The organism is Methanocorpusculum vombati (assembly GCF_026891935.1).
Lineage (GTDB): Archaea > Halobacteriota > Methanomicrobia > Methanomicrobiales > Methanocorpusculaceae > Methanocorpusculum > Methanocorpusculum vombati.
The window spans coordinates 129,544-141,479 of record NZ_JAPTGC010000005.1; the positions used below are offsets into that span (position 1 = coordinate 129,544).

At 53.1% G+C, this 11,936-nt stretch carries 16 protein-coding genes and 2 tRNA genes; 14 read left to right on the forward strand and 4 right to left on the reverse strand.

Annotated elements, in window-relative coordinates:
* Nucleotides 1-25 precede the first annotated feature (25 nt).
* Nucleotides 26-2,113 (reverse strand): phosphoribosylformylglycinamidine synthase subunit PurL, encoded by a 2,088-nt coding sequence (purL, locus tag O0S09_RS04935; protein ID WP_268922858.1) that lies wholly within the window; start codon nucleotides 2,111-2,113, stop codon nucleotides 26-28.
* Nucleotides 2,114-2,257: 144 nt separating this feature from the next.
* Nucleotides 2,258-3,547 (reverse strand): clostripain-related cysteine peptidase, encoded by a 1,290-nt coding sequence (locus O0S09_RS04940; protein WP_268922859.1) that lies wholly within the window; start codon nucleotides 3,545-3,547, stop codon nucleotides 2,258-2,260.
* Between the two features lie 203 nt (nucleotides 3,548-3,750).
* Between O0S09_RS04940 and O0S09_RS04945 the strand changes: the two genes are divergently transcribed.
* Entirely contained in the window at nucleotides 3,751-4,365 is a 615-nt protein-coding gene (locus O0S09_RS04945; RefSeq protein WP_268922860.1) for a translation initiation factor IF-2 subunit beta, read from the forward strand.
* A 52-nt stretch (nucleotides 4,366-4,417) separates the two neighbouring features.
* On the opposite strand, the gene O0S09_RS04950 is transcribed toward O0S09_RS04945, so the two are convergent.
* Together O0S09_RS04950 and O0S09_RS04955 are read right to left on the reverse strand one after the other, a co-directional pair.
* Entirely contained in the window at nucleotides 4,418-5,140 is a 723-nt protein-coding gene (locus O0S09_RS04950) for an alpha/beta fold hydrolase (RefSeq protein ID WP_268922861.1), read from the reverse strand.
* Between the two features lie 70 nt (nucleotides 5,141-5,210).
* Nucleotides 5,211-5,483 carry a DNA-directed RNA polymerase subunit L gene (locus O0S09_RS04955; RefSeq protein WP_268922862.1) on the reverse strand — a complete coding sequence of 91 codons (273 nt, stop codon included), beginning with the start codon at nucleotides 5,481-5,483 and terminating at the stop codon, nucleotides 5,211-5,213.
* 261 nt (nucleotides 5,484-5,744) lie between these two features.
* On the opposite strand from O0S09_RS04955, the gene O0S09_RS04960 reads away from it, so the two are divergent.
* The 13 genes from O0S09_RS04960 to rpsB all read left to right on the forward strand — a co-directional run bounded on the left by O0S09_RS04960 (nucleotide 5,745) and on the right by rpsB (nucleotide 11,785).
* A tRNA-Ser gene (locus tag O0S09_RS04960) sits at nucleotides 5,745-5,829 on the forward strand.
* A gap of 92 nt (nucleotides 5,830-5,921) precedes the next feature.
* A complete protein-coding gene (locus O0S09_RS04965) occupies nucleotides 5,922-6,377 on the forward strand; it encodes a 30S ribosomal protein S13 (RefSeq protein WP_268922863.1) in 456 nt (151 codons plus the stop codon).
* A 17-nt stretch (nucleotides 6,378-6,394) separates the two neighbouring features.
* Nucleotides 6,395-6,940 (forward strand): 30S ribosomal protein S4, encoded by a 546-nt coding sequence (locus tag O0S09_RS04970; protein WP_268922864.1) that lies wholly within the window; start codon nucleotides 6,395-6,397, stop codon nucleotides 6,938-6,940.
* Nucleotides 6,941-6,945: 5 nt separating this feature from the next.
* Nucleotides 6,946-7,341 (forward strand): 30S ribosomal protein S11, encoded by a 396-nt coding sequence (locus tag O0S09_RS04975; RefSeq protein ID WP_268922865.1) that lies wholly within the window; start codon nucleotides 6,946-6,948, stop codon nucleotides 7,339-7,341.
* Nucleotides 7,342-8,181: a DNA-directed RNA polymerase subunit D gene (locus O0S09_RS04980; protein WP_268922866.1), complete on the forward strand. Its 840-nt coding sequence runs from the start codon at nucleotides 7,342-7,344 to the stop codon at nucleotides 8,179-8,181.
* Nucleotides 8,182-8,535 (forward strand): 50S ribosomal protein L18e, encoded by a 354-nt coding sequence (locus tag O0S09_RS04985; protein ID WP_268922867.1) that lies wholly within the window; start codon nucleotides 8,182-8,184, stop codon nucleotides 8,533-8,535. It abuts the gene before it with no gap.
* An 8-nt stretch (nucleotides 8,536-8,543) separates the two neighbouring features.
* Nucleotides 8,544-8,966: a 50S ribosomal protein L13 gene (locus tag O0S09_RS04990; protein ID WP_268922868.1), complete on the forward strand. Its 423-nt coding sequence runs from the start codon at nucleotides 8,544-8,546 to the stop codon at nucleotides 8,964-8,966.
* Nucleotides 8,967-8,979: 13 nt separating this feature from the next.
* The gene (locus O0S09_RS04995; protein WP_268922869.1) at nucleotides 8,980-9,378 is read left to right on the forward strand and encodes a 30S ribosomal protein S9; all 399 of its coding nucleotides are present in this window, start codon (nucleotides 8,980-8,982) and stop codon (nucleotides 9,376-9,378) included.
* A gap of 92 nt (nucleotides 9,379-9,470) precedes the next feature.
* On the forward strand, nucleotides 9,471-9,659 hold the full coding sequence (locus O0S09_RS05000) for a DNA-directed RNA polymerase subunit N (RefSeq protein ID WP_268922870.1): 189 nt from the start codon (nucleotides 9,471-9,473) through the stop codon (nucleotides 9,657-9,659).
* A 14-nt stretch (nucleotides 9,660-9,673) separates the two neighbouring features.
* Nucleotides 9,674-9,748 (forward strand) — tRNA-Pro (locus O0S09_RS05005).
* Between the two features lie 37 nt (nucleotides 9,749-9,785).
* A complete protein-coding gene (locus O0S09_RS05010) occupies nucleotides 9,786-9,974 on the forward strand; it encodes a DNA-directed RNA polymerase subunit K (protein ID WP_268922871.1) in 189 nt (62 codons plus the stop codon).
* A 1-nt stretch (nucleotide 9,975) separates the two neighbouring features.
* A complete protein-coding gene (gene eno / locus O0S09_RS05015) occupies nucleotides 9,976-11,175 on the forward strand; it encodes a phosphopyruvate hydratase (protein ID WP_268922872.1) in 1,200 nt (399 codons plus the stop codon).
* Between the two features lies 1 nt (nucleotide 11,176).
* Nucleotides 11,177-11,785, forward strand: a complete 609-nt coding sequence (gene rpsB / locus O0S09_RS05020; RefSeq protein ID WP_268922873.1) for a 30S ribosomal protein S2 — start codon at nucleotides 11,177-11,179, stop codon at nucleotides 11,783-11,785.
* Nucleotides 11,786-11,936 lie beyond the last annotated feature (151 nt).

An 11,936-nucleotide genomic window follows, 5' to 3' on the forward strand; every position in this document is an offset into this window, starting at 1 on the left:
CACAAAAAAAAAGAAAAACGCTCACTCACCGTGCACGGCACGCCCGCGTAACCGAACTCCCCGCCATAAACAGATCCTGCTGCGTCAGCACAACCCGCTCCGCACCCGCATCAATCGTCAACATCCCATCCGCCGTAATCTCCCCGATCACCTCATACGGCAACCCGCTCTCCCTCAGGACACCTTCATCCGAAACTGTCACCAAAAACCTCCCGTACGTCTCCGAAAACAACTTCGTCAGCACATCCCCCTCAATCGTCACCCGTGCCTGCGCCGCAAGATTCACCAGCGCATACAACAAACCGCCCCGCGTAATCGCCATCGACCCGCTCACCTGCGCCCTCTCCACCAGATCCCGGACAACCGGCAGCGCCGCAACACTCCCCACCTCAGGAGCCGCACCACCGCAGCCGGTCACTGCATCCAGAACCGAACCGCCAAACTCCGGCATCGTCTCCCCCACAACCGCAATACTGTCTCCCACATCCGGCCACTCCCAGCCGATCAGATCCCCCTTCCCAAACATCGCAACAACCGGCGTCGGCTTAATACCCGTACCGCACACCTCCGACTCATTATACAGCGAAACATTCCCGCCCACCACCGGAACACCCAGCGCACGGCACATATCGCCCATACCCTTCACCGTCTCCGAAACCTGCCACATAACCTCCGGACTCTCCGGCGACCCGAAGTTCAGATTATCCAGAACACAGATTGGCACACCCCCCACCGACGCAATATGGCACGCAAGCTCCAGCACCGCATTCGCCGCACCCGCATACGGACTCAGAAACGTATGCCGGGCATTACACCCGCACGCAAGCGACAACCCCATCCCGTCCATCTCCAGCACCGAATAAAACGGTGTCATCGCATACGTTCTCCCCTGCGCCTGCGCATTAAACTGTGCGGCATGCATACTATTATCCGCAAGATCCGGATGCGACAAAACCGCAAGCGCAAGCTCCCGCAGCGACCCCTCCGGCCGGACAAACTCCCGCACCGCCGCATACGGCCTTACCGGAAACTCCCGCTCCGGCGCACCACCGGCCAGCAGCCGAATCGGCAGATCACACACAACCTCCCCGCCGAACTCAACCACATACCGATCATTGCCCGTAGTCTCCCCCACCACCGCACACGAAAGATCATACTTCGCACATACCTCCAGAGCCTCCGCCACCTTATCCGGATGAATCTCCGCCAGCATCCGCTCCTGCGACTCCGACAACAAAATCTCCGTAACACTCATCTCCGTATCACCAAGCGGCACCGCATCCGCAAAAATCCGCGCCCCCACATCCACACACATCTCCGACGACGCACCACAAAGACCGGCCGCCCCCAGATCACGGCACGCAAGAATTGTCTTCCTCTCAAACAACTCCAGCGTCGCCGCAATCAGACGAGCCTCAATATCCGGATGCCCGTCAACACACGTCGTCGCAGCACCTCCCTCTCCCGCATCCTTTGCAATATCACCGGACGCAAACGCCGCACCGCCAAGACCATCCCGTCCCGTCTTTGCACCAAACAGAATCAGCTTCCATCCCGTCTTAAACGCCTTCCCGAACATAAACCGGTTCGGCTTCATCAGCCCAAAACACACCACATTAATCAGAGGATTCCCCGAAAAACTCTCATCAAACATCTGATACCCCGAAAGCGCCGGAACATTAATCGTATTACTATAATCCGCAGCCCCCGCAGTAGCATTCCGGATCAGCCACCGCGTCTTCTCCTCCGCAAGATTCCCGAAATACCACGGAGCCAGAATCCCCGCAGGCCGGGCACCCATCGAAATCACATCCCGGACAATACCGCCGACACCGGTCGCCGCACCCGAATACGGACTCAGATAACTTGGATGATTATGGGACTCCATCGCAATTGCCAGAACCGTATCATCCGAAAACTTCACAATCGCCGCATCATCGCCCGGTCCGATAATCACACTATCACCCGTGGACGGAAGTGTTTTCAGAAACTTTCTGGTGGAACGGTAACTACAGTGCTCGCTCCACAGATTCTCAAACGCAGCCGTCTCAAGCGGCGTCAGATCCCGCCCGAGAACGGACCGGATATATCTCTCATCATCAACTGCCAGCATAACAACTATCTATTGATCGCCTGCAAAGAAAAACACCTGTATGTACTATAATATCTGATATTATCTCCCCGGTTTCCCAGAGAACTCCTATCGCAAAACTTATTTTTAGAAAAAATAGATTTACCTGACGGTAAACGTTTTATTTTATGCTAATTTAGGATGCGGGTGTCCATTTGCATCGGGGTTGGCGAAGTAAGCAGTGAGGTAATCTGCCCAGCCTGATTGATCGAACTGAATGGTTTGGGGCATCTCCTGTTTAAACTTATTAAGGGGAGCTGCCACGGTTATTCCGGTTGCCGCTGTGTAGTTATTTGTACTGTTGGCATGGAGGATGTAGGTGTTAAGAGTAGTAATGAGAGATGCAGCGGCTTGACGGGTCTTTGAAGTAAAATTCTGATCTTCATTGATATTTTTTGCGAACTGACCAAGATCTATCGCCTGAATAGTTGAGGTGGATGTACCAAGTGCGCCAAATCCCTGACTGTCGTTATAAGCCCGGTTGAGGGAATGGACGATCCTGGGGTTTGTCGTGAGATCATTGGTAAGTTCTGATCCAAGATTATTCAGGGAGTCTACCACAGCGGGTGTCCTGGTCAGATCAACCAAGGAAAGGGTCTTTGGTTCTTTTTGGTTTTGCTGGATATAGGTATCAACGATGATCGTACCCAGGGTTTGGGGATCGATCTCGGGGTTTTTGGTGACGGTACTGATGAATGCAGTATAGTTAAGACCTCCAAGAGGTGTGAGATCCTGAGATGCAACAAGATAATGTGCATACGGGTAAACGGTATCTGCTGCCTCAAGTGAAGCCATGAGGCAGGCATCAAAGATAAGAAGATCATAGGGAGTTTTGCTTTGGTTTGCGGTCTGGAATGCAGTGGTGAGATCCCGCAGGGTGAGTTTTGTCCCAGTAATTTTGTTGCTGCCAAATCCATCGTATCCGTATCCGTGACTCCAGAGGATGATGATATTGTTGGTGTTTTGGAGGTTGTGCTGGATGCGATAGGTTTCTGCGTAGTCGAGGTAGTAGGCGAGTGTGGTCGGGTCGGCCATATCGGTATTAGTGAGCCGATTGAGAATATAACGGGTCGGAATAGTAGTACCCTGCTCATCAGTATCGAGACCGATTTGTCCATCAGCAAGATCCTGTTTAAGGAGGGAGATATTTGTAATGGCCACATCATTATTCCAGCCATCTTTTCGTGCGGCCCCATAGGCAATGAGAATATCTACCATGCCGGGTTCCCAAATTTGTGCAATAGTGCGGAGGTTTTTGGTTGCTTCTCCTGTGGTACTCTCAAGGTTAGAGCCGAGAACATAGAGGGTTATGGTTGTACCGGTTTTAGGAGGGTTGATCTGGGTGAAGAAGAAGGCACCTCCAATTATTCCGATGAGGAGAAGAACAATTAAGAGAATGGTGGTGTAGCGGGCCATTATATTAATACTATGTTGGTGACAAAGGGGATTTACTTTTGTGGTGGAGATATTCATTCCATTCCAGACAAATGAAACGGTCACATTATTCTCTGGAAACCCCAAGAGAATTATTTCCCCGTATCCCTCCCTGAAAACAGACACACATGGAATCACCGTTATGACACCAGAACTTTATGCCTCCAGCACTAACATGTAATACTATGGTTGAATCATATGAGGATATGCTGAAATCGGCGTACTCGGGGATGTCTGAGCCGACAGACACCGGTGAACGGTTCATCATGCCCAAAACCAAGATCTATATCGAGGGCAAGACCACCGTTCTGGAAAACTTCACCGACATCGCCGGCATGCTCAATCGCGACAAAGACCACTTCATGAAGTTCATCTTAGGAGAACTCGGAACCGCAGGCAAAATCGACGGCAACCGTGGCGTCTTCAACGGAAAATTCGAAGAATCGCAGTTTGAAGCAATCGTAACCACCTACGTAAACGACTACGTTATCTGTTCCGAATGCGGCCGTCCGGACACCAAACTCGTCAAAGACGACCGTGTCCAGATGCTTCTCTGCGAAGCATGCGGCTCCAAACGCCCGATCAGAAAACGCAAAGCCAAGACCGAAGTCCAGGGTCCGGCAATCGAAGAAGGCAAAGAACTGGAAGTACACATCGAATCCATCAGCAAAAAAGGCGACGGCGTTGCCCACATCGGCAAATATATCCTGTACGTCTCCGGAACCAAAGCCGGCCAGAACGTCAAAGTACGGATCACCAGAATCTCCGGCTCCGTCGCATTCACCCAAAAAATTCTCTAAAATACCCTGCTGAGGAAAAATCCCCGGCATCTTTTTTTCAAAAACCCAAGTCTCACGAATCAAAAAACGCCAGAACCGTTCTTGCAAACTCTGCCGGATACAGATCATGCATCCGGTGCGTCCCGCCGGAAATCATCCGCAGCTCCGCATGCGGAATCATCCTCTGCATCTCATACGCAACATCCGGATGCATCAGAAAATCCGCATCTCCAAACAACAGAAACGTCGGGCACCCAATCTCCCCGAGCCGGTCTTTCGACCCCTCCCACGCCGCAATCGCACACGCACCTGCCCGGAACCCCTTCGTATGCCACGGCGCAATCACGCACAACGCCTGCAGCGGATGCACACAGCGGTTCATCAGACGTGCCCGGTACGACGACTCCGGTCCGTAATCCGTCGCAAACAGCATAAGCTTCTTCACCATCCCCGGATACCTCAGCGTAAACTCCTGGGCAATCATCCCGCCCATCGAATGACCGAGCAGAAAAATCTCCGAAAACCCCTCCCCCTCCACCACCGCATGCACATCCTCCGCATACCGGCAGATCGTCATCTTCTGGGGAGAAACCGACCCCATCCCGGTCAGACCTATCCCGCGGTTGTCCGGCAGAATCACACAGAACCTCTTAGCCAGCATCCGGATAATCGACTCCTTCCAGTCCTTCATCGAATCACCAAGACCGCTGACTATCACAAGCGGCATCCCGGACCCGACAATCCGGTACGCAACCCTCGCATCCGCTGACCTCACGTACCGTATCTCATCATGCATGGTTCAAAAAAGTATTATTATCATAGTATCCCATAAACCTGCGTTTACAGGAACAAACCGACACCCCGGCTCAGTTCTTCAGACAGCCAAGCAGATCATCGCATCTCCCTGAGATGCGGTCGCACGCCTCGCGGATAACCGTAACCGGATCCTTCTGTGACCCTTTCTTCATCGTAACAAACAGCTCCGGATCGGAAAACTGAAACTCAATCACATACTTCGCCACATCAACCTCGGGATCCGTCAGAATCTCCTCGGTCAGTGCATTCATAAACGTATGTCCTTCCCCTTCCAGGCTCAGCCGTATCTTGCTTTTCTCGAGCTCGATGATCTTCAGCTTCATGCGGATTACCTATTTGGCGGATGAGACTATATAGATGACGTCGTACCCCCGCAGATCCGATCCGGGACAAGTATTATATCATTCCATATCCTATCTATTAGAGCACTCAATTTAGTGGAGCGGTGTGCCGGGTCTGACCCGGACGTTCGCACAGGAATCATTCCCGTGGGAAGTGGCACCGCGAGTGTCGATTAGCATATGAAACTCCTTACCGGATATCTATGCTGCCTGCAGCAATGCAGGAAAGATGCGGAGTTCTCTGTAGACGTAGCCAAGCCTGGTATGGCGCAGGTTTGCTAAACCTGTGTCCCCCTGGGACTCGAGGGTTCAAATCCCTCCGTCTGCGCTTATTCCAGGGATGAATCATCCCTGAAACGTTCAGGAGTACGAAGCGCTCATAACGTATGAGACTTATCTCTCCACTGAGAGGCGACTATCATGGTTGAAGAGTCAGAACTGAAATATTTTGTGCGGATCATTAACAATGATCTGGACGGTACCCAGCCGGTACAGCTTGCGCTGACCGGAATTAAGGGCATCGGCCTCCACGCCGCACTCGTCATCTCCCGCCGTGCAGGAGTCGACACCCACGCAACAATGGGTCTCCTCGCAGACGAAGATGTCGCGCGCCTTGAGGAACAGGTACTTGCATACCCGACCTCAGTCCCGGCATGGATGGTCAACCGCCCGGTAGATGTGTACTCCGGAGTTCCGAAGCACCTCTACGGCAGCGACCTTGCACTCGCAAAAGAAGACGACATCAACCTCATGAAGAAGATGCGCTGCTACCGCGGCATTCGTCATGAGAACGGCCTGAAGGTACGTGGTCAGGGCACCAAGTCCACCGGACGGTTCGGCAAGATTGTCGGTGTTTCCAAGAGGCGGAACACGTAAAACCCGGGTGATGAAGAATGGGATATCCAGGAAAGAACACCAAACAGTACTCCTCTCCGAAACGCCGCTTTGAAAAGTCGCGTATCGAGAGCGAGCGTGTACTCGCTATCACCTACGGTCTTCGTAACAAGCGTGAGATCTGGAGAGCAACCGACGTCCTGCGCAAACACCGCGGAGGCGCCCGTGAAGTGCTCGCAATGGTCTCTGCCGTTGGCGAGACCCCGAAAACCGTCGCACGCCGCGACGAACTGATCAACACCCTTCAGCGCTACGGCATGATCGGTGCAAACGCCGCAATGGATGACATTCTCTCCTTAAAGATTGAAGACATCCTTGAGCGCCGTCTGCAGACCATCGTCTACCGCAAGGGTCTTGCACGCAGCCCGAAACAGGCACGCCAGTTAATCACCCACGGTCACATCGCCATCAACGGCCAGCGTGTGTCCGTCCCGAGCTACATGGTGTCCGTCGCAGAAGAAGCAGGCATTGCATACTATGCAACCTCCAGCCTCGCCGACGATGCAAACGGTGAACGCCAGCGTATTATGAATGTGAGGGCGTGAAGACAATGGCAGAAGCAAGCGAAAAGTGGGGCATTGCACATATCTTTGCCTCCTTCAACAACACGATCATCACCGTCACCGACCTGTCCGGTGCAGAAACCATCTGCAAGAGCAGCGGTGGTATGGTCGTCAAGCAGGCCCGCAATGAATCTTCTCCGTATGCAGCAATGCAGATGGCGATCAACATTGCCCAGGCAGCAAAGGAAAAGGGAATCACCGGACTTCATATCCGCGTCCGTGCACCCGGCAACGGAAAGCAGCGCTCTCCGGGACCCGGAGCACAGGCCGCAATCCGTGCGCTTTCCCGTGCAGGTATGCGTATCGGCAGAATCGAAGATGTAACTCCGGTACCGCACGACAGCATCCGCCCAGCGGGTGGTAGAAGAGGCAGGAGAGTCTGAATGGATCTTGTATTCAGCAGGCTCGATGACTCTGTCGCACGGTTTACTATCAGCGGAGCGACTCCGGCATTTGCAAACGCCCTCAGACGCTCTATGATCGGCGAGGTGCCAACCCTTGCCATCGAAGACGTTCGCATCTATGACAACACCAGTGTTCTCTTTGACGAGATCCTTGCACACAGACTGGGCCTGGTTCCGATTAAAACCGACCTGTCCCAGTTTGTTCCCCGCAGCAAATGCACCTGTGAAGGTGCCGGCTGCCCGCAGTGCACGATTACGTTCACCCTGAGTGTCGAAGGTCCAGGGATGGTCACCTCCGGTGATCTGATCTCCATGGACCCGCGTACCGTTCCGGTACACAACAACATTCCAATCGTGAAACTCTGGGAAGGTCAGAAGGTTGTTCTGGAAGCCGTTGCCGAACTCAACACAGGTCTTGAGCATGCCAAATGGCAGCCGACTCTCGCCTGCGGTTACAAAGAGTTCCCGGTAATCACCATCCACAACAGCTGTGATGCATGTGGAAAATGTGTTGCCGAATGTCCCCGTGACGTTCTCGAAGTATCCGACAACATCGTTCACGTCCGCGTAGTAAACGGCGAAAGCAAAGAAAAAGACTGTTCCATGTGCCGTCTCTGTGAGACTGCATGTATGAACACCGGAATCGGCGAAAACCCCGCTATCACCATCGGTGCCGACAGCACGAAGTTCATCTTCGTTGTCGAAAGCGACGGGTCCCTTCCGGTCAAAGAGATCATCGAAAGAGCACTGCTGCATATCAAGTCACGATCCACAGACCTGACTGATGCATTACAGGACATATCCACGGAGGGACTGTAAATGAATAAGACAAACCCCCGCCTCGAATCCTTAATCGGTATGCTCAAGCGGGCATCCCGGGAAAACGAGGCTAATATCTGGCGCGAGATTGCCGGACGCCTGAACACGTCCAGCAAGAACTACGCCGAGGTTAACATCGGAAAGATTAGCCGCTACGCAAAAGAGAATGAGATCATCCTGGTCCCGGGCAAAGTCCTGGCAGCAGGTGTGATTGCCGCACCCGTCAAGGTTGCCGCACTCAACTTCTCTGACGCCGCGCGTGAAAAAATTATGGAAGCCAACGGTACCTGCATGACAATCGAAGAGCTTGTCGCTGCAAACCCGAAAGGCAGCCGCGTCCGGATCCTGAGGTGAACTGAAAAATGGTAACAGTTATTGATGGAGAGAATCTTCTGCTTGGAAGAATGTGCAGCCTTGTTGCCCAGCGCATTCTTGCAGGCGAGGAGATCGCTATTATCAACGCCGAAAAGGTCATTGTCTCCGGTTCCCGTGCGATGATCATGGAAGAGTACTATGTAAAGCGCGTTCGCGGTTCCGTTGAAGGCGGTCCGTTCTACCCGAGACGCCCGGATCAGATCGTCAAACGCACGGTCCGCGGCATGATCCCGTACAAGACCCGGCCCGGAGCAGCAGCATTCCGCCGTGTCAAGGCCTACGTCGGTGTTCCTTATGAACTTAAGGGCACAGAGGCAGAGGTTCTTGAGGCAGCACACCGCGACCGCTTAAGCAGCGCACGCTACGTCACCGTTGGCGCAATCAGCACCAACCTTGGAGCAAAGTACTAAGAGGTGGAAAAAGATGAAGATCATTAACACCAGTGGTAAGAGAAAGACGGCAATTGCACGCGCTACCCTCAGAGAGGGTAAGGGCAGAGTCCGTATCAACTCCGTTCCGCTCGAGGTCTACGGCAGCGAGATCATCCGCATGAAGATTGCCGAAGCAATCGCTCTCGCACCGGGTGCAATCGACAACGTCGACGTTGACATTGATGTCTCCGGCGGCGGTGTCATGGGCCAGGCAGAAGCTATCCGCACGGCACTCGGCCGCGGTATCCTGAACTGGACCAACGACCCGCACATCAAAGAGGTTTACCTCAGCTACGACCGTACGCTTCTGGTCAACGATTCCCGTCAGAAGGAAGCCAAGAAGCCGCATGGACGCGGTGCACGTGCACGGTTCCAGAAATCGTACCGTTAACCATTCGCTTTCAGAACATATGTTCTGCAGGGGAGTGAGCATCTCACTCCCATTTGCAAAACAACAGATTAATAACCTTAGAAGGATAACTAATGATACCAGTTCGATGTTTCACCTGTGGAAAGGTAATTTCCACGGCATGGGAAGAATATCAACAGCGTAAAGCTGCCGGTGAAGATCCGAAGGACATTCTTGACTCTCTCGGACTTGAGCGGTATTGCTGCAGACGCATGCTTCTCTCGCACAAAGAGACTGTTGATGAGCTGTATCCCTACACGTGATGCATGAATGATGCGGGGTCGTAGGGTAGCCTGGACCATCCTATTACGTTCGGGACGTAGTGACCTGAGTTCGAATCTCAGCGACCCCATTTTTCCATTCTTTATGTTTTATGGATGTGATTGCCAATGATATACACTCGTTATGAACGGGCCAGGATCATCGGTGCGCGTGCTTTACAGATCTCGATGGGTGCTCCTATTCTTGTCAGAACCACAAAAATCGATCCGCTTGAGATCGCTCTTGTTGAGTTTGATGAGAACATGGTTCCCATCACTGTCAAGCGCCCTGCCGGTGCCAAAATAGAGGTGCAGTAATATGACCACCATCGACGGAATTACTCTGCGGAGAATTCTTGACAGCCGCGGCAATGAAACCATTGAAGCGGAAATTCTGACTGCAAGCGGAGGATACGGCCGCGCATGCGCACCGAGCGGTGCATCGACCGGTATCTACGAAGCAAAAGTGCGGCCATGCGCCGAAGCAATCGCTGATGCACAGGCCCGGCTTGTTCCGGAACTGATCGATCTCGATGCCCAGGACCAGCGCACCTTTGATGAGACGCTGCGCAAAGTGGATGCAACCGAGGATCTTTCCGGTATCGGTGCAAACATTGCGGTCGCGCTCTCTCTTGCAAATGCAAAGGCTGCGGCGTCCGCCCTGAACATGGAACTCTTCCAGTATCTCGGCGGCGCGTTCGTGGACCAGACTCCGCTTCCGCTCGGTAACGTAATCGGCGGCGGCGCCCACGCAGTGGACGCAACCGATATTCAGGAGTTCCTGATTGTTCCAACAGGTGCTGCAAGCGCCGCAGAGGCGGTCTTCACGAACGCCCGCGTGCACAAGACCATCAAAGAGATTCTTGTCGCGCGCGGAAAAGGCTGCGGCAAAGGTGATGAGGGTGCCTGGGCACCGCACATCAGCGATGCAGAAGCATTCGAGATCGTCGCGGAAGCAACGAACAAAGTGCAGGATGAAACCGGAATCGAAGTCCGGATGGGTCTTGACGTTGCGTCATCGGAGATGTGGAATGCCGATCTTGAGCGGTATGTGTATAAGAATGCAAAGCGCACTACTGAGGAGCAGATCGCATACATTGCCGAACTGGTGGATCAGTATAACCTGATCTATGTAGAGGATCCGATTCAGGAAGAGGACTTCGAGGGATTCGCACAGATGACCGAAGAAGTCTGCGGCCGCGACACGCTTATCTGCGGAGACGATCTCTTCGTCACCAATGCAAAGCGTCTGGAAGAGGGCATTGCTCTTGAGGCAGGAAACTGCGTTTTGATCAAACCCAACCAGATCGGAACCCTGACCGACACGTTTGAGACGATCCGTCTTGCCCATGAGTATGGGTATGAGACCGTCATGAGCCACCGGTCCGGTGAAACAACCGACACCACAATCGCGCATCTGGGAACCGCATTCAACTGCTGTTTCCTCAAGTGCGGTGTTGTTGGCGGCGAGCGTATCGCTAAATTAAATGAACTTATAAGAATTGAGGAGCATTTCTAAAATGACCGACAATGAACTTGGAATTGAACTGACCGAACCATTAGTATCCGTGGAAGAGTATCTGGCAGCCGGTGTCCACATCGGTACCCAGCAGAAAGACGACGACATGAAGGAATTCATCTACCGCGTCCGCTCTGACGGTCTGTATATCATCGATATCAGAAAGACCGACGAGCGCATCAAGCAGGTGGCAAAGTTCCTTGCACGCTACGAGGCACCGAAGATCTTCGTGGTCACCTCCCGTCAGTACGGCCAGTACCCGGCACAGAAGTTTGCCGACACGATTGGTGCAATCTCCCACGTTGGCCGGTTCATCCCTGGTACGCTCACCAACCCGGTACTTCCGAAGTACGTTGAGCCGTCGGTTGTCGTGGTCACTGACCCGATCGGAGATGCACAGGTTATCACCGAGGCTGTCCAGTGCGGTATCCCGGTCATTGCACTCTGTGATATCAACAACCAGACCAACAACGTCGATCTCGTGATCCCGACGAACAACAAAGGTCGCAAGGCACTTTCAATGGTCTACTTCCTGCTGACCCGTGAGGTCTTAAAGCAGAAGGGCGTCGTGTCCTCCCTTACCTTTGAAGACTTTGAGTCTGAGTTCTAAATTTCTCAGATATCATCTTTTTTTGTATCTTTCCCGATTTCGCGGGAAGAGTTCTCTTGGGCGAAACCATCCCGTCACCTCACCCCCTGAAATCACTCCTTCGTATCAGACCCTTGCGGTCTCACCCTCTGCATGACGCAATCATTAAAGC